The organism is Rhodococcus sp. NPDC057529, assembly GCF_042802055.1.
In the GTDB taxonomy this organism is placed as follows: Bacteria; Actinomycetota; Actinomycetes; order Mycobacteriales; family Mycobacteriaceae; genus Rhodococcus_F.
On the sequence record NZ_JBHVEY010000001.1, the window covers coordinates 163,350 to 182,839 of the forward strand.

Consider the following 19,490-nt stretch of genomic DNA (forward strand, 5'->3'; position numbering starts at 1 on the left):
GGGGAGGCGGTCAGATCTCCGGGACCACCGCTCGGGTGAGGAGGTCGCGGAGCGTGTCCACCGTGCATCCGGGGGCCTGCACGCGGACCACGTCCTCGTCGAACGCTCCGCACGCCAGCCCCCGCAGCACCACCGTCGCGAGGGCCTGCGCGGTGGCCGGTTCGTCCATCACCCCGCCGCCCTGGCGGTCGAGGTAGGCCTGCAGGCGGGTGGCCGCGCCGGGCAGGGCGTCGCGGTAGAAGTCGAACGTCGCGAGCCAGCGGGTGATCAGATGCCCGGGATGCATGTCCCATCCCTGGTAGTACCCGCGTTCGAGCGAACGGGTGACGAGCCGGTAGTGCCGGGCCAGCGCGGCGCGGATCTCCTCGTCGCCGCCCTGCGGGACCACCTGGGTGGATCCGTCGCACACCCACACCCCGGTCTGGGCCGCCGCCACCAGCATCACGGACTTGGCGTGGTCGGCCACCGGGTGCTCGAGCGACTGGAACCGGGAGGCGATTCCGCAGGCCGCGCTGTAGTCGTAAGTGCCGTAGTGCAATCCGGTGCAGCGACCTTCCGCGAGCTGGATCGCCTTCGCGACGGTCACGGTGCCGTCCGGACCGAGGACGGCCTGCGGGCTCTCGATCTGCAACTCGAAGCGCAGCGACCCGTCGGGGAGCCCGTACGCGCTCTCCAGTTCCTCGCACAACGCGACGACGGCGGTGACCTGCTGGGCTGCACGCAGTTTCGGCACGGTGAACACGAAGCCGTCGGGAACCCCACCCGCGCCTTCGAGGACGAGTTCGAGCGTGCGGATGCCGCGGCGGCGCTCGTGCGGCGCCAGGCCCTTCGCGCGGATCCCCAGCGACCGCGGTCCGGACAGGTCGGACGACAGCTGTCGCAGTGTGCGACCCGTCTCCAGTGCGGCCGCGTCCTCGACGTCGTCGCTCCGCCAGCCGTAGCCGTCCTCGAAGTCGATCCGCAGATCCTGGATCGGGCTGCGCTCGAGCGTCGCACGCACGTCGGGAAGTGCACCGGTCGTGCCGATTTCGGACAGTGCCTCCGTGTACCTGTCCAGCAGTTCGACAGCCTGCTCACCCCACACCCTCGGAGTGTCCGGGCCGGCGTCCGCCGCGCTCACGTAGACGGTGTGGATGGGCTGCGGTTGCTGCCGGTCACCCGGAAACGCCGCCGCGAGGTCGTCGTCGACGGGCGCGAGGAGTGCGTCGACGCGATCGAAACCGCTGTCGGGGAGACGGCTGAGGTACTGGGGGTTCACGTCACGATCTTCCCAGAAATGCGGGATTCTCGTCGCCTGGTCTGCCGCGTTCGGGCCGTCGCGTCGCACAGTCTCCCTGCTCACATCTGCTTGTCGCCCGAGACTCCCCGTTCGTAATGTCTCCTTCCGTGAATGTAGAGGTTCTGCTGGACGACGCGCAGCGCTCGGCCGCGGCAGTCCTGGACGAGACCGCCGACGGCCTGGCGCAGGGGAGACCCGGGGTTCGCGGCGTGTACCTGTGGGGGCCCGTCGGACGGGGCAAGACGTGGCTGATGGACCGCTTCCACGCGGCTTCCGACGTCCCGAGAAGGCGCGTGCACTTTCACTCGTTCTTCCGCAGCCTCCACGCCGACGCGCACGCGCTGGGGTCCATCGACCTCGCGATCGACGCGACGCTCGGCGACGTCCGGCTGCTGTGCTTCGACGAATTCCACCTCCACGACGTCGGGGACGCGATGCTGGTGGCGCGGCTGCTGAAGGCGCTGTTCGCCCGCGGCATCACGCTGGTCGTGACGTCGAACTATCCGCCCGAAGGACTGCTGCCCAACCCGCTGTTCCACCACCTGTTCGCGCCGACGATCACCGTGCTGGAGCAGAATCTGACCGTCGTGCGGGTGGCCGGACCCGTCGACTATCGCACGGCGGTCACGTCGGAGAACGGATTCGCCGCCGGCCGCTTCGTCAATGCGTCCGAAGTGGAGGTTCCGGCCCCGTCCGAGCGAGTTGCACTGACCGTCGGCACGCGGACCGTGACGGCAGCGGCGGTACGCGACCGGACGGTCTGGTTCGAGTTCGCGGCGCTGTGCGGCACCCCGACCGCGCCCGCCGACTACCTCGACCTGTCCGAGCAGTACCGCTGCTGGGTGATCACCGGTGTGCCCCGGTTGCGGGAGGTAGGCACGGACACCGTGCGACGGTTCGCGAACGTCGTCGACGTGCTGTACGACCGCGGCACCGCGTTGACCGTCGTGGCGGACGCGCCGTGGGAGGGCATGTTCAGCGGACTCACGGGGACCCTCGACGCGGACCGCCTGGCGAGCCGGTTGTCGACGCTGCGCCGGTGACCGCCGAGGCAGACCCGTACGTGGATCTGCCTCGGCACATCGATCAGACGTACCGGCTGTACGCGGGCAGGTCCAGCTGGCCGTTGCCGGACAATCCGATGACCACGACCTCCGGTTCGGTGACCGTGCGGGCATGCGCGATGGCCGCGGCCACACCGTGCGTGGATTCCGGCGCGGGGATGATGCCTTCGGCGCGGGCGAACAGCAGGCCCGCGGTGAGTGCGTCGTCCTGTTCGATCGCGGTCGCCTCCATCAGTCCGAGGGCGACGGCGTGCGAGACCATCGGCGACATGCCGTGGTATCGCAGGCCGCCCGCGTGGATTGCAGGCGGAACGAAGTCGTTGCCCAGCGTGTACATCTTCAACAGCGGCGTCAGACCGGCGACGTCGCCGAAGTCGTAGCGGTACTCGCCCTGCGTGAGTGACGGGCAGGCCGCCGGCTCACACGCGACGAGGCGGGTGGTGGTGCCCTCGCGCAAGTTGCGGCCGAGGAACGGGAACGTCAGGCCGGCAAGGTTGGAACCGCCGCCGGCGCAACCGAATACCGTGTGCGCGACCGGCTCGCCGGCCTCCTCCAGCTGGGCCATGGCCTCCTGGCCGATCACGGTCTGGTGGAGCATGACGTGGTTGAGGACACTGCCCAGTGAGTAGTGCGCGCGCGGGTCCTGGGCGGCAACCTCGACGGCCTCGCTGATCGCCATGCCCAGCGACCCCGTCGTGTCGGGGTGCTCGGCGAGAATCGCCCGGCCCGCCTCGGTGAGGTCGGACGGCGACGGATGACAGATGCCGCCGTACGCCTCCATCTGGAGTCGGCGGTAGGGCTTCGCGTCGTAGGACGCGCGAACCTGCCACACCTCGACGTCGAGACCGAGCAGCGCACCGGCGAACGACAACGACGCGCCCCACTGGCCGGCGCCGGTCTCGGTGGTGAGCTTGGTGGTGCCCTCGAGGGCGTTGTAGTAGGCCTGCGCGACAGCCGTATTCGGCTTGTGCGAGCCGACCGGGCTCACACCCTCGTACTTGTAGTAGATCCGCGCCGGGGTGCCGAGCGCCCGCTCGAGCCGATGCGCCCGCACCAGCGGCGACGGACGCCACATGCCGTAGATCTCCCGAACCGTCTCGGGGATCTCGATGTAGCGGTCGGTCGCGACCTCCTGCTCGATCAGGCTCGCCGGAAACAGCGGCGCCAGGTCCTCCGGCCCCAGCGGCTCGCGAGTGCCCGGATGCAGATGCGGCGGAACGGGTTCCGGAAGATCCGCCGCCAGGTTGTACCAGTGTGTGGGAACGGCCGAGGGGACCGCAACCCCCAGAGGTTCCAATGAACGAGCCAGTTCTGCTCCGGTTACCGGGGACATGGTCGAGTAACTCTCCTTCGTCGATGGATGCGCCGCAGAACATGCTGCGCTGTCCGCCGTCGTGAACGAGTGATTTTCGCGGTCTCCGCGTGTCACGATGGAGGGGCAACTCGGGAGTGAGGATGCCGGACCGTCGGGTGATGAGCAGGGTCGTCCACACGGTTGCCCTGCTGGCGGCCGTCGTGACGGTCACGCTTGTGGTCAGGGCGGTCCCCGCATCCGACACCCCCGCCACAACGGCGGAGCCGGGTGCGGGGGCGACGCGCGCGTTGGTCGTCCTGTCCGCGATCGCGGTCGTCGTCGCGGCCGTGGCACTCGCGTCGGCCGTGCGCGGCGGACGGCCACGGGTCGCCCCCGACCCGCCGGCGGTCGGGCCGACCGGGAACACCGGGTCCTCGGTCTCGCGCCGGCACGTGGTCGGGTGGGCGGTGTTCGCCTCCCTTCTCGTGGCTGTGGCGTTCCTCCTCGGATCCGTCCGTGGCGACGAACCCCCGGGCCGTCAGCGCTCGACGACGACCCAGACCGCCGACGAGGGGGCCGACCGCACCGACCGGGTGGTTCCCACCGAGACGGTCCTGCCGCCCGACACGGTCGCCGAGACCCGTGAGGATCTCGCGGAATTGTGGACCGCGGCAGCCATTGTCGGACCGATTCTGGTGACGGTGCTGATCCTCGGTGCCGTGGCGCGGCGTCCCCTCAGGTCCCGGGTCGGCGCCTGGACCGCGGCGAGTTCCCCCGACGCTCCGGCAGGCGCGCAGTCGCTGGCCCGGGCCGCGGAGGAAGGTCTCGCCGTGGTCGTGGCCACCGGTCTGCCGCCGCGCGAGGCCATCATCGCCAGTTACGCCGCGATGGAGGACGCGTTGCGGACGGCGCCGGGCGCCGAGCCGCGGGATTCGGACACACCGTCCGAAGTACTGGCTCGCGCAGTGCAACTCGGAGCGCTGCGTTTCGAGGCGGCGGCGCCGCTGGTGCGGCTGTTCTCGGAGGCGAGGTTCAGCCTGCATCCGATGGGCGAACTGCACCGCGACGAGGCCGCGGACCTGCTCCGGCGCGTGCTCGCCGACCTGGGGAGCGACGCGTGCTTGCCGTCGCGGTAATCGGGGTCGGAGCGGTACTGGCCGTGGAGGTCCCGCTGGTGGCCGCGGGCCGGTACGGCGCCGCCGTGCTGATCGCGGGAGCGGTGACGGCGCTGGTGCTGTTCGAGATTCGGCGACGGATGGCACCCGCAGACGTCGACGGCGAAGCGTTGGGTCTGGAAGCGGAACGAGCCGAGGCAACGGCCCGCTGGATGGCACGGACAGAATCGTTGATCAGCTGGGCGGACGGTACACGCGGCGACTGGGATCACCATTTGCGTCCGTTGCTGGCGCGCGAATTCCAGCAGTCCACCGGACAGCGGCAGGGACTCGACCCCGCCGACACCGCCGCCGCGGGTGAAGTGTTCTTCGGCGACCTGTGGCGGTGGGTCGATCCCGACGGCGTTCAGCGCATCGACAGGACGGAGCCCGGTCCGGGCCGGGACGTCCTCGACCGGATCCTGCAACGACTGGAGCAGTTGTGACGATGCCCGCCCAGGTCACCACCGCGCGCGCCCACGCCGTGCTGGCGGAGGTCGAACGGGCGGTGGTCGGCAAGCACGACGAACTCACGTCGATTCTGCTCGCCGTGCTCGCGGGCGGGCACGTGCTCATCGAGGATCTGCCCGGGCTCGGAAAGACGTTGGTGGCCCGCTCTTTCGCCGCCGCGCTCGGGCTCGACTTCACACGCGTCCAGTTCACCCCCGACCTACTGCCCGCCGACCTGCTCGGCGCCACCATCTACGACATGCCGTCGGGACGGTTCGAGTTTCGTCCGGGCCCGATCTTCACCAACCTGCTGCTGGCCGACGAGATTAACCGCACCCCGCCCAAGACCCAGGCCGCGCTGCTCGAGGCCATGGCCGAGGGGCAGGTCAGCGTCGACGGCACCACCCGGATCCTGCCGCGTCCCTTCGTCGTGCTCGCCACCGACAACCCCATCGAATACGAGGGCACCTACCCGCTGCCCGAGGCGCAGCTGGACCGGTTCACGCTCCGCCTGAGACTGGGGTACCTCACCGAGACCGACGAGCACGAGATGCTGCGCCGCCGGCTGGACAGGGGATCCGCCGCCGTCGTCGTCGAGCAGGTGGTCGATGCCGCCGACCTCCTGGCGATGCGGGAGTCGCTCGAACAGGTCAGTGTTCATCACGACGTCCTCGGGTACGTCGTCGCACTCGCGAACGCCACCCGGCACCACCCGCAGGTCGAGGTCGGGGCCAGTCCCCGCGCGGAACTCGACCTCGTCCAACTGGCGCGGGCACGCGCCCTCCTCGCCGGCCGCGACTTCGTCATTCCCGAAGACATCAAGGCGCTGGCCGTTCCCGCCGTCGCGCATCGCATCAGCCTGCGACCGGAGATGTGGGTGCGCCGTATCCGCAGCGACGACGTCCTCGCGGAACTGTTGCGCCGCCTCCCCGCGCCGAGGGCACGATGACGCCGAGAGCGCGATGACGGCGAGAGCACGATGACCGAGCAGCCGCTGACGTGGCGGGCGTCGCCGGCGGCCCTCGCCCTGGCGACCTGCGCGGCCGTGGCATTGACCGTGGGTGTCGTGGGGCGGTGGTGGGAACTGATGGTGTTCGCCGCCCCGATGCTGGGCGCGCTCGGTGCGCTGACGTGGTTGCCGCGACCGGCCACCGGTGTGCGGGTCGACAGTTCGGGCGGCACGCTGCGGTGCTTCGAATCCGAATCCGTGCGGTTCTCGGTGGACGTGACGACGTGCGGCGGCGCGGCGGAGCTGGCGGTGACACCGGCGCCGTCCGACAGCTACCGGGTCGAGCAGACCGGTGACGGCGAGTACCTGGTGTCGGCGGACCGGTGGGGTCGATACGAACCCGCAGTGATCGTCAAGGCACGGGCGGGCGGCGGCCTGCTGACCGCGACGGCGCGGGTGCCCGCCGCGGAACTGCGGATCTTTCCGCTCGCACCGCCGATGCCGACGCCACTCCCGCGCGCCCCGCTTCCGGACCGCATCGGCGCGCACCGCACCCGCCGATTCGGTTCGGGAGTCGAATTCGGCGACATCCGGCCGCACGCCCCGGGAGATCCGCTGCGCAGCGTCAACTGGCCCGTCAGTGCCCGTCGCGGCAGGCTGCACGTGACCGAACGGATCATGGACCGCGCCGCGGACGTCGTCGCCGTACTCGACACCACCCCGCAGGCGCCCGGACCGGCGTCGGAGAGTCTGCACCGCACCGTCCGCGGGGCGACTCAGGTGGTGCAGACGGCCCTGCAGCGCGGCGATCGGGCCGGGGTCGTCGCCCACGGTCTCCGGCTGCGGTGGCTCGGCGCCGACATCGGGCGCAGGCAGTTCTACCGGATCCTCGACACCGTCCTCGACTCCGAGGAGGGCGCGGCTGAAGGCACGCTGGTCCCGCGGGTCGCGTTGCCGCCGCGGGCGGTGGTCATCGCGTTCTCCACCATGCTGGACACCGGGTTCGCGCTGTCGCTGCTGGAGTTGCGGCGGCGCGGTCACGTCGTCGTGGCCGTCGACGTCCTCCGCGGCCCGCCGTTCGAGCACGAACTCGATCCGATGACCGGCCGGATGTGGCGGCTCGAGCGGCGGAACATGTACCGGAACATGAGTGTCCTCGGCGTCCCGGTGGTGGCGTGGGACGACGATTCCGCGCTGGATCTGGCACTGGCCCTCGCGGACCGGGCCCGCAGGCCGTCGGGAGCGCACCGATGAGATGGGTTGCGGTGCTCGCGGTGCAGGGGGCGCTCATCGCGCTCGTCCTGGGGGACGCGTCCGCGCCCGCAGCGGCCGCTGCCGGGGTCGCGGCGACGGCACTGCTGCTCGTCGCCTACGTCGGCCCCGCCCGGGGCATCCCGACGCTCCTGCTGGGAGCGGTCGCCACCGGCGCCGTGGCCGTGCTGGCGGCGGCACTGCCGGATGTGCCCGCGTGGGCGGCCCTGCTCGGACCGGTCGCGGTGGTGGTGCTGTTCGTCGTCGCGGTGTGGCCGTACGTCGGCGACCGTCAGAACCGGCGGATGCTGTAGATGTGGAACTGCGACAGCGGCGCCAGACCCACCGGAACGCCGCGCCCGTACGCGTTGAAGACCTGACCGAAGCCCGCGTAGATGCCGATGTGCGACGCGTCGTCGTTGAGCACCACGATGTCGCCGGGAGCCAGCGCCCACAGCGGAATGGGGGCACCGACCTCGGCCTGTTCCCAGGTGGTGCGCGGCAGGTTCACCCCGGCCTGCCGGAATGCCCATTGCACCAGACCCGAGCAGTCCCACGCGTCCGGACCCGTCCCACCCCACAGATAGGGCTTGCCCGTCTGGGTGGTCGCGGCCGCGAGCGCGGCCAGCCCCGTCGGAGTGGGAATGGGCGTCGGGAGGACGGAAGAACCCATCGAACTGCCGCCGGTGCTGCCGCTGTCGGAACTGCCCGCCACCGGTGCGGCATTCGCGGGAAAAGCGACGAGAGCGGTGGCACAGAACGCGAGAGCACCGGCAACGGCGGCACGGCGCACGGGACGGAGAGGTCTGCGCTGGGACACGAGGTCCCCCCTTTTGTTCGCTACTGCTCGTGGAGAGCCGTGGAACCGCCCCGACCATCGGTTGACACGTCTCGATGAGGTCACGGACAGCGTACAAAGTGTTGCCCCGCCGTGCCCGGCAATTGCGAACATCCGCCCGAACTGGGCGAATTCGGTCAAATTTCGGTAACTGTCACCGACCTGACGTGGCATCGATCGGGAGACCTCGGAGCTGTCTGCGATCAGCGGCGGCGCGATGCACGGCACCGGAGTGGAGGTAGTCGAACAACTGCCGCAGCCCGAAGGTCCACGCGGGCAAGGTTTCGGTGGCACCGACCTCGTTGACGAGCGTTCCGAGGTGACGACTTCGGATGGTGACGACATCACCGGGATGGTGCGTGAACCCGTGGCCCGGCACGTCGCGGTCTACGGTGGGAGCGAACAGCGTTCCGGTATAGAGGGCGATACCGTCGGGGTACTGGTGGTGATCGCCCATCGTCGCCGCGATGAGATCTTCGAAGGTACGGCTGATCCTTTCGACGTTGTTCGTTCCCTCCAACACGAAGCCGTCCGGACCGTCGACCCGGAGCCGGATCTCCTCCTTCCGGACGGTCTCGAGGGTGAAGTGCTCGTCGAACAGCCGCAGGAACGGTCCGAGGGCGCTCGAGGCGTTGTTGTCCTTCGCTTTCCCGAGCAGTAGAGCGCTGCGGCCTTCGACGTCGCGCAGGTTGACATCGTTGCCGAGCGTGGCTCCGACGATGTGGCCCGCCGAGTTCACGACCAGCACCAGTTCGGGCTCGGGGTTGTTCCACGACGAGAATGCCGGGACGCCGATCTTCGAGCCCCAGCCCACCGACGACAGCACCGGGGCCTTCGTGAATACCTCGGGGTCGGGACCGATGCCCACCTCGAGGTACTGCGACCACAGGCCCTCGTCGAGCAGGATGCGTTTGGCCGCGGCGGCTTCGGGCGATCCCGGCCGTAGTGCGGCGATGCTACCGCCGATCGCCTGCCCGATGGACGCCCGGATCTGCGCTGCCCGGTTCGGATCTCCCGCCGCACGTTCCTCGATGATGCGCTCGATCATGCTGTCGACGAACGTGACGCCGCATGCCTTGACGACCTGCAGGTCGATCGGAGCGAGAAGGCGGGAGCGGCTCGGATCCTGGACGGCCGACGCATCGAGGAGGTCGTCGAGCCGCCAGCGCGGCGTCGTCGTGGCTGCGTCGATGTCGGCGACGACGCTGGACGACTCGAGCAGATCCGAGACGGTCCCGGCGGCGGCGGCGAGATCGAAGACGTCGCCGCCACGGATCGCGACCACCCGGGGGCCTCCCGTCTCGACGTCCCACACCCTCCCGACCAGACGCGCACGGTCGGCGTCGTCGGGCAAGATTTGGTCGACCGTCATCATTCCGATTCCTTCCGATCCGGGTGTCGCCACCGACCGTCGACCCGCTGTGCCACGCCCCACGGGTTCGTGTCCTGCACCGGTTCGGGTAACTGTGCGGCGGGAAAGGACTGATACGCGACGGGGCGGACGAATCGCCGGATCGAGGCGGTGCCCACCGAGGTGGTTGTCGAGGTGGTCGCCGGATACGGACCGCCGTGGTGCTGGGCGTAACTGACGGTCACTCCGGTCGGCCAGCCGTTCCACAGCACCCGGCCACTGATGTCGGCGAGAATGGCGGCCAGTTCGGTCACGTCGTCGTCGGTGTCGGCCTGCAGCGTGGTGGTGAGCTGCCCGTCGAGAAGTCGTGCAAGACCTGTCAACTCGGCTTCGTCGTCGTACTCGACGACGAAGCTCGCCGGACCGAACATTTCCTGCCGCAACAGTTCCGGGTTCGTCCGGACGTGCGTCGCGGTGGTACGGAGCACTGTCGGGGTCGGCTCCGCCTGATCGGTTCCGGCGATGACCGCGGTGACACCAGGATTGCTTCGGACAGCGGTCACCGCCTTGCGGTATCCGGTGTGCAGGCGTTCGTTGAGTAGTGCGGTGGGCTCGAATCCGTCGAGAGCATCGGCCAGTGTCCGCGCGAGGTCATCGGTGTCTCCTGCCGGGACGAACAGCAGTCCGGGTTTGGTGCAGAACTGTCCCATACCGAGTGTGAAGGACTGCGCAAAACCGGCGAGGATGGCGTCGCGGCGGCGCTTCCATGCGGATCCGGTGACGAAAACCGCGTTGATGCCACCGAGTTCGCCGTAGAAGGGAATCGGTTCGGGACGCGCCGCCGCGCGGTCGAACAACGCACGACCACCAGTAGTGGATCCGGTGAAACCTATTGCCTTGACCAGACGATGATCGACCAGTGCCTCCGCGGCGGGCCGCCCGGTCACGAGCGCGAAGAGACCGGTGGGGGCACCGGCGGCCTCCAGTGCGGCGACCACGACAGCCGCGGTGCGTGCGGCGAGATCGGGGTGTCCGTCGTGGGCTTTGTGGACGACGGCACATCCGGCGGCGAGCGCCGACGCGCTGTCGCCGCCCATCACACTGAAGGCGAAGGGGAAGTTCGACGCCCCGAAGACACCGACGACACCCAACGGCACGTTGACACGCCGGATGTCGGGACGCGGCCCCATCCCCCAGGTTTCGTCCGCGTGGTCGATGGTGGCGTCGAGATGTTCACCCCGGCGGATCTCGTCGGCGAACAGCCGGAGCTGGAAGGTGGTGCGCCGCAGTTCCCCGTGCAGTCGGGCAATTGCGAGATGGGTCTCACGGGCGGCGATCTCGACCAGAGCGGCCGCGTCGCTTTCCAGGCCGTCCGCGACGGCTTCGAGCCAGCCGGCGCGGGTGTCGGGCGTGACCGTGCGGGCCTTCTCGAAGGCGGCGTGCGCCGTCTCCACCGCCCGATTCAGGTCTTCGGGGGACGTGGTCACGATGCGACCTCCACCCCGGCGGAGGTGGTGGCTGCGCGGCCGTTCACCTCGCGCCAGCCGGCCCCGTCGGGGAAGACCCAACGATCCCGCGACCCGGCGAGCATCTCGGCGCCGATGCCGGGCAGTGTCGGGGCGGCGTAGCGTCCTCCGACGATCCGGACGGGTTCGACGAAGTGCTCGTGCAGGTGGTCGACGTACTCGATCATGCGGCCCTCCTGCGACCCGCTGACGGCGGCGTAGTCGAAGAACGAAAAGTGTTGGACGAGTTCGCACAGCCCGACCCCACCCGCGTGCGGGCACACCGGGACGCCGAAGCGTGCGGCGAGCAGGATCGTGGCGATGTTCTCGTTCACTCCCGCAACCCGGGTCGAATCCAGTTGGAGCACGTCGATCGCCTGCTTCTGCAGCAACTGTTTGAACACGATCCGGTTGGCGACGGCCTCACCGGTGGCGACGCGGGTCGGCGCGACGCCCTTGCGGATGTCGGCGTGCCCGAGGATGTCGTCGGTGCTGGTCGGTTCCTCGATCCAGTACGGGTCGAACTGCGCGAGCCGGTTGACCCGGTCGATGGCCTCGGGGACCTCCCAGCGCTGGTTGGCGTCGATAGCGATGGGCAGGTCGCCGACCGCGTCCCGGGCGAGAGCGAGGCGGCGCAGATCGTCCTCCATGCTGCCGCCGACCTTGAGTTTGATCATGGCGAAGCCGTCGGCGGCGGCCTCCTTGCTGAGCCGGACAAGTTTGTCGTCGCTGTAGCCCAGCCATCCCGGTGATGTCGTGTAGGCGGGATATCCGTCTGATTGCAGGGCGGCGATGCGGTCGGCCTTGCCGGAACCGGCGCGCTGCAGGAGGTCGAGGGCCCCCGCCGGGTCGAGTGCGTTGCGGATGTGGGTGAAGTCGACGACGTCGACGATCTCTTCCGGTGTCATCGTGCTGAGCAGGAGCCACAGCGGCTTGCCCTCACGCCTCGCGCGAATGTCCCACAGCGCGTTGATCAGTGCGCCGCATGCCATCTGGCTCACCCCCTTTTCCGGACCCAGCCACCGCAGCTGCGAGTCGTGGACCAGCCGTCGGGACGCACCACCGAGGTCGAAGATCAATTCCTCGACGTTCCGGCCGACGAGCAACTGTGCGTAGGCGTCGATAGCGTGCGTGATGACGTCGTTGCCGCGGCCGCAGGTGAAGACGAAGCCGTGGCCTTCCTCGCCGGCGTCCGTCCGGATCGTGACGTAGGCGGCGGAGTAGTCGGGGTCGACGTTGACTGCATCCGAGCCGTCGAGTTCCAACGAGGTCGGGAACCGGACGTCGGCGGTGGTGATGGAAGCAATGTGAGACATGGCGCTCTCTTCCGAGAATCGTATAGGAATAGCCGTAATCATATAGATGCTGTGATGGGCGTCAACCCCGAGTTGGAATCCGGGCCGCGTCACCGACCGCGTGCACTGCGCCTGATCGACCGAGACCCGACGCCGGGCGTATAGAGTCGTCATGCCCGTGACCTGCCACGTCGCTGTGGCAGCCCGAGGAATGAAATGAGGTAGTCATGCCCCGGCGAGAGGTGTCCGACGCTCCGAAGTCCGCGCCGAAAGCGGCAGCGGGCGAGGTCTATTCGACGCTACGCGACTCCATCGTGGCCAGCGAGATACCGCCGGGCACCCGGATGAACATCGACGCCATCGCGCGTGAGCTCGGGGTGTCGCAGACACCGGTCCGGGAGGCGCTGCAACGACTGGAGGGCGACAACCTGGTCGTCTACAGCCCCGGTCGCGGATACAGCACCACCCCTCTGCTCGGTCTGCCGGAATTGCGCTCTCTGTTCGAGTTCCGCCTGCTCGTCGAACCGTGGGCTGCACGGTCGGCGGCAGTGGACCGCCTTGCGAATCCGAGCGCCGGCCTGGATCGGGAGCTGGAGGTCTTCGAACGGCGGATCGACGAGGGCGGCGACCTGCGGCAGGACCTCGTCGCGCACGACACCCGCTTTCACGACACCATCCTCGGCGCGGCCGGTAACCGCGTGGTCCAGCAGGCGTTTCAGCAAACGCACTGCCACCTGCACATTTTCCGGCTCTACCCTGCCGATGTCGACGGAACCGTCACCGTCACCGAGCATCGCCGCGTGTGGGACGCGATCCGCGCCTGCACGCCGGAGGCGGCCGAGCAGGCCATGGCCGACCACATTCGGAACTCTTTCACCCGATTCGCGCAGGCCTTCGACGGCACCCTCCCGGCGCTCGACCCCGACGCGGCGCGGCCGTCCTCGGCGATGCGCGTCGTCCGCTAGGCGCGCCCTCGACACCTTCGCGGGCGATCCCGGCCGTCGGCCGACTCGAAAACAGTGCCCGTCCCGCCCGCACCCTTGACAGTGACGGCGATCACCTGATTCCATGCTCCCTATACGATCAAGTTGGTTCCTATACGATCCGGCTCGTCGATCGACACCTCCACCCGGCTCGGCACCCGCATCCGAGAGACACAATGGTCAGGTCAGGGAGACCCCACATGAGTACTGCAGTAGGACGTGCAACCGACGTGAGAGCACCGCGCACCATGACGCGCACGCGTTGGGCGATCATCTGGCTCGCCTTCGTCGGGCTGAGCATCAACTACCTCGACCGGTCGAGCCTGAGCGTCGCCCTGCCGTTCATGGGCGAGGACTTCCATCTCACCGGCACCCAGCAGGGCCTGATCTTCGCGGCCTTCTTCTGGGCCTACGACGTGTGCCAACTCGCCGCCGGATGGTACGTCGACAAGGTGGGACCACGGCGATCGTTCACCATCGCCGCCCTGTGGTGGTCGGTGTGCACGATGGCGACCTCGCTCGCCCGCGGGTTCGGCTCGCTGTTCGCGGTCCGCTTCCTCCTCGGTGTCGGTGAGAGCCCGGCCCCGAGCACGTCCGCGAAGGTCGTCGCCACGTGGTTCCCGAGGAGCGAGCGGGCTTTCGCGACGAGCATCTGGGACTCGGGATCCCGTGTCGGCGCCGTGATCGCGCTGCCGATCGTTGCGCTCATCATCTCGTTCACCACCTGGCACGGCGTATTCGTCATCATCGGCGCGCTGGGCGTGGTGTGGGCATTCGCCTGGTGGAAGTTCTACCGCAGCCCGCAGGAGCACCCGCGCGTCGACGCAGCCGAACTCGCGCACATCGAAGACGGCGGAGCCCGCAGCGCCGAGAACGACGACGCCGCGGCCGCGAAGTTGCCGTGGCGGGCGCTGTTCCGGTACCGCACCATCCTGAGCATGATGTTCGGCTTCTTCTGCCTGAACAGCGCGATCTACTTCTTCATCACCTTCTTCCCCAGCTACCTCGTCAGCGAACGCGGCTTCGACCTGCTTAAGCTCGGCATGTTCGGCGCCCTGCCCGGAGTGTGCGCCGTCGCGTGCGGCTGGATCGGCGGCCTGCTCGCCGACCGCGCAGTCCGCCGGGGACACTCGATCACCGTTGTCCGCAAGACCCAGATTGCCGGAGGCCTGGCCGGCGGCTCCGTCATCATGTTCGCGGCCGCCGTCCCCGAGGCCTGGATGGCACTCGCCCTCCTGTCGCTTGCTTACTCGAGCCTCACCATCGCCGCCACCGGCATCTGGTCCCTCCCGGCCGACGTCGCACCCAGCTCGAACCACGTCGGGTCGATCGGGGGAATCCAGAACTTCGCCTCCAACCTGGCCGGCATCTTCACCCCGGTCGTCATCGGAGTCCTCGTCGACCGCACCGGCTCCTACATGGCCCCACTCGCCGTGATCGGCGCGGTGGCCCTGCTCGGTGCGGCCAACTACCTGTTCGTCATGGGCAAGATCGAACCGCTGAAAGTCGCTGCACCCCAAGCTTCCCCGCATTGAGCGACCTGCTCACCGGAACGGATGGCCCCACCCTCTCAGCAGGTTGGGGCCATCCGATCGAGGGCGTGATCGTTCCGGCTGCGCGTGAACGCTGACTGTCATCCCTCGGCCACGGTCAGGACCACGTCGGCCAGGGCCGGGGCGTGATCACGCTCGGGGACCGTCGCCGAGATGAGGAGTCTTCCCTGTTCCTTCCAGATCCGCGTGTGCAGGGTCTCGCCGGGGAACACGACGCCGGCGAACCGGACCCGGAATCCCGCGACCTGCGCTGCGTCCGAGTCGAGGACCGCGTCCACGGCCGCCTTGCACACCATCCCGTACGTGCACAGGCCGTGCAGGATGGGGGCGGGAAACCCTGCGGCGGAGGCGAACTTCGGGTCGGAATGCAGTGGGTTGCGGTCACCGCACATCCGGTACATCAGTGCCTGCTGCGGGAGGACGGGGGTGTCGACCTCGACGTCGGCGGGCCGGTCGGGCAACGTGACGGACCGGGACGGGCCGCGCTCACCGCCGAAACCGCCTTCGCCGCGGGCGAAGATGGACGACCGCCCGGTCCACAGGGGAGTGCCGTCGAGGTCGGTGGTCGCCGATTCCTGCACGATGACGGCGGCCTTGCCCTTGTCCCACACCTCGGCGATGCGGGTGGTGGTGCGGGCCTTGCCCTCCGGGGGAATCGGCCGGTGCACGGTCACTTCCTGGGTGCCGTGGACGACCTTGGCGAGGTCGATCTCGACTCCCGGGAACGACACGCTCGGCGCCTCGGTGGCGTGGAAATTCGCGGCGACCGTGGCGAACGTCGGAAGTACCTGCGGTGTCCCGTCGGTCAGGTAGCGCAACTCCTTCTCGTCGAGCGGGCGCGCTCCGGCGCCGAGAGCGAGGTGGTAGTGCTGGACGTCGGAACTGGTCCAGGAGAACTCCTGGATGGGCAGTTCGGCCCCGAGGGCGATGCTGGGATCAATCGGCATTGGTGGCGTCTCCGGTCAGTGACGTCGGCGAGTCGGACTGGGCGGACTTGTCGAGGATATCGAGGACCGCGAGGTAGCCGAACGTCATCGCCGGACCGATGGTCGCGCCGGGGCCGGCGTAGGTGTGGCCCATCACCGGACCGCTGGCATTGCCCACCGCGTAGAGGTTCTCGATGGTGCTGCCGTCCGCCCGGAGCACGCGGGCGTTGCGGTCGGTGCGCAGCCCACCCTTGGTGCCGAGATCGCCCGGAACCATCTTGACGGCGAAGAACGGCGCCTTCTCGAGCGCGCCGAGGCTCGGGTTCGGTTTGTGGCGGGGATCCCCGTAGTAATGGTCGTATCCGCTCTCGCCGCGGCCGAAGTCCTCGTCCTTGCCGTTGCGGGCGAAAGTGTTGAAACGCGAGATCGTTTCGGTGAGTGCGTCGACGGGCACGCCGATCTTCCCGGCCAGTTCGGCGACGGTGCCGGCCTTGACGATGACACCGGCCTTCAGCCACCGACCGGGGAACGGAGACCGCGGGGTGACGCCGGCGAACGCGTACCGGTCGCGGTACCGCTGGTCGAGGACGAGCCAGCACGGGACGTTCTCACCCGGTCCGTCGCCCTGGCCGTACGTCCCGCCGTACATCGCGTGCGTCGCCTCGACGTACGGTGCCGATTCGTTGACGAAGCGCTTGCCGGACTCGTTGATCATGATGCAGCCGGGCAGGCTCCGCTCGGACAGCGCGAACCACGGCCCGCCGGTGAGCGGGATGGACGGCCCCCACCACGCGTCCTCCATCAGATCGAGCGCGGCACCGAGCTTTTCGCCCGCCCAGATGCCGTCGCCGGTGTTGGCCTTCGCGCCGACGGTCCACTCGGTGCCGATCGGCGCCCGCTGGTACTTCTTGCGGGCCTCGTCGTTGTGCTCGAATCCGCCCGACGCGATCACCACGCCGCGGCGTGCCCGGAACACCTGCGGCTGTCCGTCCACTGTGGCGTTGACGCCCTTGACCACACCGTCTTCCACGTACAGGTCGGTGAGCGGGGTGTCGAGCAGGATCGGGACGCCGGCGGCCTTCAGTCCGGCCTGCAATCCGGCGACGAGGGCCTGACCGCGGACGAGCAGGCGCTTGCCGGTGAGCTTGGCGCCGAGGAACCGGAGCCCGACCCGGGCGGCCCGCAGCGGACCGCGCGGGTTGCGCATCAGCAGGTTAAGCCAGCGGTAATCCGCCTGGGTGATCACGAAATTCGACGGGGCCTTGACGTAATCGGGTTCGAGCTTCGCGAGGTCGGCGCCGAGTTTCCGGCCGTCGAACGGGGTCGGCTCGACGGACCGTCCGCCGAGCCGACCGCCGGGGGCCTCCGGGTAGTAGTCGGAGTATTCGGGCACCCACTGCAGTTTCAGCGGGCTGTTCTTCAGCACGAACGACAGCATCTCGGGGCCGCGGTCGATGTAGGCGTCGATCCGGTCCTTCGGGACGACGTCGCCGATGATGCTGTGGAGGTAGGTCCGCGCGGCGTCGGTGGTGTCCTCGACGCCGGCGGCGATCAGCGCCTCGTTGTTCGGGATCCACACGCCACCGCCGGAGCGCGCGGTGGAGCCACCGAAGTGCGCTGCCTTTTCGAGGATGACGACGCTGAGTCCCTTGTGGGCAGCGGTCAGGGCCGCGGTCATTCCACCGGCACCGCTACCGACGACCACGATGTCGTATTCGTGCTTGCTCATGTAGAACACGTTATAGAATGATGGGGTTGTCAGTCCATCCTTTCTGCCAGGAAGTATTACTGACGCCAACGAAGAAGAACGAAACACGTTGCAGTGAAAACCGGTGGTGTGCGCACGCACACGAACTTCAGGGAAGGGCTCACACCATGCTCTCGACGCAACTACGCACCGAGTTGGCGGATCGGCTCGACGCCGCGGAACGCGGCCGCGCTCCCATCGGCCCCCTGACCGCGGACCATCCCGACATCGACGTGATCGACGCCTACGAGATCCAGCTCATCAACATCCGCCGCCGGCTGCAGGACGGGGCGAAGGTCGTCGGGCACAAGGTGGGCCTGTCCTCCCTTGCCATGCAGCAGATGATGGGTGTCGACGAACCCGACTACGGGCACCTGCTCGCCGACATGGAGGTGTTCGAGGACCAGCCCGTCGACACCGCCCGGTTCTGCTTCCCGCGCGTCGAGGTGGAGGTCGCGTTCGTGCTGGGCGCCGACCTCCCCGGCGCAGGCTGCACCGAACAGGACGTCCTCGACGCCACCGTGGCGTTCAGGCCGTCCATCGAACTGATCGACAGCCGGATCACCGACTGGAAGATCACCCTGCCGGACACGATCGCCGACAACGCGTCGTCCGCCGGCTTCGTGCTCGGCAAGAATCGGGTGCGGCCGGCGGACATCGACATCACAGCCATCGACGCCGTCCTGACGAGCAACGGCGAGACCAAGGCCGAGGGCCGCAGCGACGCGGTACTCGGCAACCCGGTGACCGCCGTCGCCTGGCTCGCGCAGAAGGTCGAGAGCTTCGGTGTGCGGTTGAAGGCCGGCGACATCGTGCTGCCCGGCTCCTGCACCCGCGCCATCGACGCGCACCCGGGCGATCACTTCCGCGCCGAGTTCAGTGGGCTCGGCACCGTATCCCTGCAGTTCAAGTAGGAGTCTGTTCATGACCAAGGCAAGTGTGGCGATCGTCGGCTCGGGCAACATCAGCACCGACCTGCTCTACAAGCTGCAGCGATCCGAGTGGCTCGAACCCCGCTGGATGATCGGTATCGACCCCGAGAGCGAGGGCCTGGCGCGGGCCCGCACGATGGGGCTGGAGACGTCCGCGGACGGCGTCGACTGGCTGCTGAACCAGGCGGAGAAACCCGACCTCGTCTTCGAGGCCACGTCGGCGTACGTACACCGGGAGGCCGCGCCGAAGTACGAGGCCGCCGGCATCCGCGCCGTCGACCTGACGCCCGCCGCCGTCGGACCCGCAGTGGTCCCGCCGGCCAACCTGCGCGAACACCTCGGCGCCCCCAACGTCAACATGATCACGTGCGGCGGGCAGGCCACTATCCCCATCGTGTACGCCGTCTCCCGCGTCGTCGACGTGCCCTACGCCGAGATCGTCGCGTCGGTGGCGTCCGTCTCCGCGGGCCCGGGCACCCGCGCCAACATCGACGAGTTCACCAAGACCACCAGCCGCGGCATCGAGACCATCGGCGGAGCGCAGCGCGGCAAGGCCATCATCATCCTCAATCCCGCCGACCCGCCGATGATCATGCGCGACACGATCTTCTGTGCGATCCCCGAGGACGCCGACCGCGCCGCCATCACCGAGTCCATCCACCGCGTCGTCGCGGACATTCAGCAGTACGTCCCCGGCTACCGGCTACTGAACGAACCCCAGTTCGACGACCCGAGCGTCGTGTCGGGCGGGCAGGCGACGGTCACGACGTTCGTCGAAGTGGAGGGTGCAGGCGACTTCCTGCCGCCGTACGCGGGCAACCTCGACATCATGACCGCGGCGGCAACCAAGGTGGGCGAGGAGATCGCCCAGAAACTCCTGAGTGTGGAGGCATGAGCACAATGGTCCATTTCGAAGGGG

At 68.9% G+C, this 19,490-nt stretch carries 18 protein-coding genes; 10 read left to right on the forward strand and 8 right to left on the reverse strand.

The window, feature by feature from the left end; translation table 11 throughout:
- Positions 1-10 precede the first annotated feature (10 nt).
- A complete protein-coding gene (locus ACFU5V_RS00775; RefSeq protein ID WP_378434665.1) occupies positions 11-1,258 on the reverse strand; it encodes a DUF6986 family protein in 1,248 nt (415 codons plus the stop codon).
- 146 nt (positions 1,259-1,404) lie between these two features.
- On the opposite strand from ACFU5V_RS00775, the gene zapE reads away from it, so the two are divergent.
- Positions 1,405-2,322 carry a cell division protein ZapE gene (gene zapE, locus ACFU5V_RS00780; RefSeq protein WP_378696728.1) on the forward strand — a complete coding sequence of 306 codons (918 nt, stop codon included), beginning with the start codon at positions 1,405-1,407 and terminating at the stop codon, positions 2,320-2,322.
- Positions 2,323-2,365: 43 nt separating this feature from the next.
- Here zapE and ACFU5V_RS00785 read toward each other — a convergent pair whose 3' ends face one another.
- The gene (locus ACFU5V_RS00785) at positions 2,366-3,676 is read right to left on the reverse strand and encodes a TrpB-like pyridoxal phosphate-dependent enzyme (RefSeq protein WP_276137959.1); all 1,311 of its coding nucleotides are present in this window, start codon (positions 3,674-3,676) and stop codon (positions 2,366-2,368) included.
- Between the two features lie 122 nt (positions 3,677-3,798).
- Here ACFU5V_RS00785 and ACFU5V_RS00790 point away from each other — a divergent pair, with 122 nt between their 5' ends.
- The 5 genes from ACFU5V_RS00790 to ACFU5V_RS00810 are packed head-to-tail and all read left to right on the forward strand — an operon-like array spanning position 3,799 to position 7,755.
- Positions 3,799-4,773, forward strand: coding sequence for a DUF4129 domain-containing protein (locus ACFU5V_RS00790; RefSeq protein ID WP_378434662.1), 975 nt, complete (start codon positions 3,799-3,801; stop codon positions 4,771-4,773).
- Positions 4,755-5,237, forward strand: coding sequence for a hypothetical protein (locus tag ACFU5V_RS00795; RefSeq protein ID WP_378434660.1), 483 nt, complete (start codon positions 4,755-4,757; stop codon positions 5,235-5,237). Before ACFU5V_RS00790 ends, ACFU5V_RS00795 begins: the two co-directional genes overlap by 19 nt.
- Positions 5,234-6,190 (forward strand): AAA family ATPase, encoded by a 957-nt coding sequence (locus ACFU5V_RS00800; protein WP_378434658.1) that lies wholly within the window; start codon positions 5,234-5,236, stop codon positions 6,188-6,190. The genes ACFU5V_RS00795 and ACFU5V_RS00800 overlap by 4 nt, the downstream gene beginning before the upstream one ends.
- 30 nt (positions 6,191-6,220) lie before the next feature.
- Positions 6,221-7,444 (forward strand): DUF58 domain-containing protein, encoded by a 1,224-nt coding sequence (locus tag ACFU5V_RS00805; RefSeq protein WP_378696049.1) that lies wholly within the window; start codon positions 6,221-6,223, stop codon positions 7,442-7,444.
- Entirely contained in the window at positions 7,441-7,755 is a 315-nt protein-coding gene (locus ACFU5V_RS00810) for a hypothetical protein (RefSeq protein WP_378696050.1), read from the forward strand. Before ACFU5V_RS00805 ends, ACFU5V_RS00810 begins: the two co-directional genes overlap by 4 nt.
- Here the strand turns inward: ACFU5V_RS00810 and ACFU5V_RS00815 are convergent.
- From ACFU5V_RS00815 to ACFU5V_RS00830, 4 genes are all read right to left on the reverse strand, one after another.
- Positions 7,734-8,261, reverse strand: coding sequence for an NlpC/P60 family protein (locus tag ACFU5V_RS00815; RefSeq protein ID WP_378696052.1), 528 nt, complete (start codon positions 8,259-8,261; stop codon positions 7,734-7,736). The genes ACFU5V_RS00810 and ACFU5V_RS00815 overlap by 22 nt on opposite strands.
- A 172-nt stretch (positions 8,262-8,433) precedes the next feature.
- Complete coding sequence (locus ACFU5V_RS00820) at positions 8,434-9,651, reverse strand: fumarylacetoacetate hydrolase family protein (protein WP_378696054.1); 1,218 nt, start codon at positions 9,649-9,651, stop codon at positions 8,434-8,436.
- Complete coding sequence (locus ACFU5V_RS00825) at positions 9,651-11,117, reverse strand: aldehyde dehydrogenase (NADP(+)) (protein WP_378434649.1); 1,467 nt, start codon at positions 11,115-11,117, stop codon at positions 9,651-9,653. Before ACFU5V_RS00825 ends, ACFU5V_RS00820 begins: the two co-directional genes overlap by 1 nt.
- The gene (locus tag ACFU5V_RS00830; protein WP_378696056.1) at positions 11,114-12,451 is read right to left on the reverse strand and encodes an enolase C-terminal domain-like protein; all 1,338 of its coding nucleotides are present in this window, start codon (positions 12,449-12,451) and stop codon (positions 11,114-11,116) included. Before ACFU5V_RS00830 ends, ACFU5V_RS00825 begins: the two co-directional genes overlap by 4 nt.
- A gap of 206 nt (positions 12,452-12,657) precedes the next feature.
- Here ACFU5V_RS00830 and ACFU5V_RS00835 point away from each other — a divergent pair, with 206 nt between their 5' ends.
- Positions 12,658-13,395 carry a GntR family transcriptional regulator gene (locus tag ACFU5V_RS00835; protein WP_378696058.1) on the forward strand — a complete coding sequence of 246 codons (738 nt, stop codon included), beginning with the start codon at positions 12,658-12,660 and terminating at the stop codon, positions 13,393-13,395.
- A gap of 218 nt (positions 13,396-13,613) precedes the next feature.
- Positions 13,614-14,948: an MFS transporter gene (locus ACFU5V_RS00840; protein WP_378434643.1), complete on the forward strand. Its 1,335-nt coding sequence runs from the start codon at positions 13,614-13,616 to the stop codon at positions 14,946-14,948.
- A 98-nt stretch (positions 14,949-15,046) separates the two neighbouring features.
- Here the strand turns inward: ACFU5V_RS00840 and ACFU5V_RS00845 are convergent, their stop codons facing one another.
- Both ACFU5V_RS00845 and kstD read right to left on the reverse strand, forming a co-directional pair.
- Positions 15,047-15,913: a MaoC/PaaZ C-terminal domain-containing protein gene (locus ACFU5V_RS00845; RefSeq protein ID WP_378696061.1), complete on the reverse strand. Its 867-nt coding sequence runs from the start codon at positions 15,911-15,913 to the stop codon at positions 15,047-15,049.
- A complete protein-coding gene (gene kstD / locus ACFU5V_RS00850) occupies positions 15,903-17,621 on the reverse strand; it encodes a 3-oxosteroid 1-dehydrogenase (protein WP_378696063.1) in 1,719 nt (572 codons plus the stop codon). The genes ACFU5V_RS00845 and kstD overlap by 11 nt, the downstream gene beginning before the upstream one ends.
- 146 nt (positions 17,622-17,767) lie before the next feature.
- On the opposite strand from kstD, the gene ACFU5V_RS00855 reads away from it, so the two are divergent.
- A complete protein-coding gene (locus ACFU5V_RS00855) occupies positions 17,768-18,553 on the forward strand; it encodes a 2-keto-4-pentenoate hydratase (RefSeq protein ID WP_378696065.1) in 786 nt (261 codons plus the stop codon).
- A gap of 10 nt (positions 18,554-18,563) precedes the next feature.
- Positions 18,564-19,466 carry an acetaldehyde dehydrogenase (acetylating) gene (locus ACFU5V_RS00860; RefSeq protein ID WP_378696067.1) on the forward strand — a complete coding sequence of 301 codons (903 nt, stop codon included), beginning with the start codon at positions 18,564-18,566 and terminating at the stop codon, positions 19,464-19,466.
- The last annotated feature ends 24 nt before the right edge of the window (positions 19,467-19,490 follow it).

Coding starts and splice junctions, on each gene's coding strand:
- ACFU5V_RS00785 (WP_276137959.1), bottom strand. CDS start 3,676: ATGTCCCCGGTAACCGGAGCAGAACTGGCTCGTTCATTGGAACCTCTG.
- ACFU5V_RS00790 (WP_378434662.1), top strand. CDS start 3,799: ATGCCGGACCGTCGGGTGATGAGCAGGGTCGTCCACACGGTTGCCCTG.
- ACFU5V_RS00805 (WP_378696049.1), top strand. CDS start 6,221: ATGACCGAGCAGCCGCTGACGTGGCGGGCGTCGCCGGCGGCCCTCGCC.
- ACFU5V_RS00810 (WP_378696050.1), top strand. CDS start 7,441: ATGAGATGGGTTGCGGTGCTCGCGGTGCAGGGGGCGCTCATCGCGCTC.
- ACFU5V_RS00820 (WP_378696054.1), bottom strand. CDS start 9,651: ATGACGGTCGACCAAATCTTGCCCGACGACGCCGACCGTGCGCGTCTG.
- ACFU5V_RS00830 (WP_378696056.1), bottom strand. CDS start 12,451: ATGTCTCACATTGCTTCCATCACCACCGCCGACGTCCGGTTCCCGACC.
- ACFU5V_RS00835 (WP_378696058.1), top strand. CDS start 12,658: ATGCCCCGGCGAGAGGTGTCCGACGCTCCGAAGTCCGCGCCGAAAGCG.
- ACFU5V_RS00840 (WP_378434643.1), top strand. CDS start 13,614: ATGAGTACTGCAGTAGGACGTGCAACCGACGTGAGAGCACCGCGCACC.
- ACFU5V_RS00845 (WP_378696061.1), bottom strand. CDS start 15,913: ATGCCGATTGATCCCAGCATCGCCCTCGGGGCCGAACTGCCCATCCAG.
- kstD (WP_378696063.1), bottom strand. CDS start 17,621: ATGAGCAAGCACGAATACGACATCGTGGTCGTCGGTAGCGGTGCCGGT.
- ACFU5V_RS00855 (WP_378696065.1), top strand. CDS start 17,768: ATGCTCTCGACGCAACTACGCACCGAGTTGGCGGATCGGCTCGACGCC.
- ACFU5V_RS00860 (WP_378696067.1), top strand. CDS start 18,564: ATGACCAAGGCAAGTGTGGCGATCGTCGGCTCGGGCAACATCAGCACC.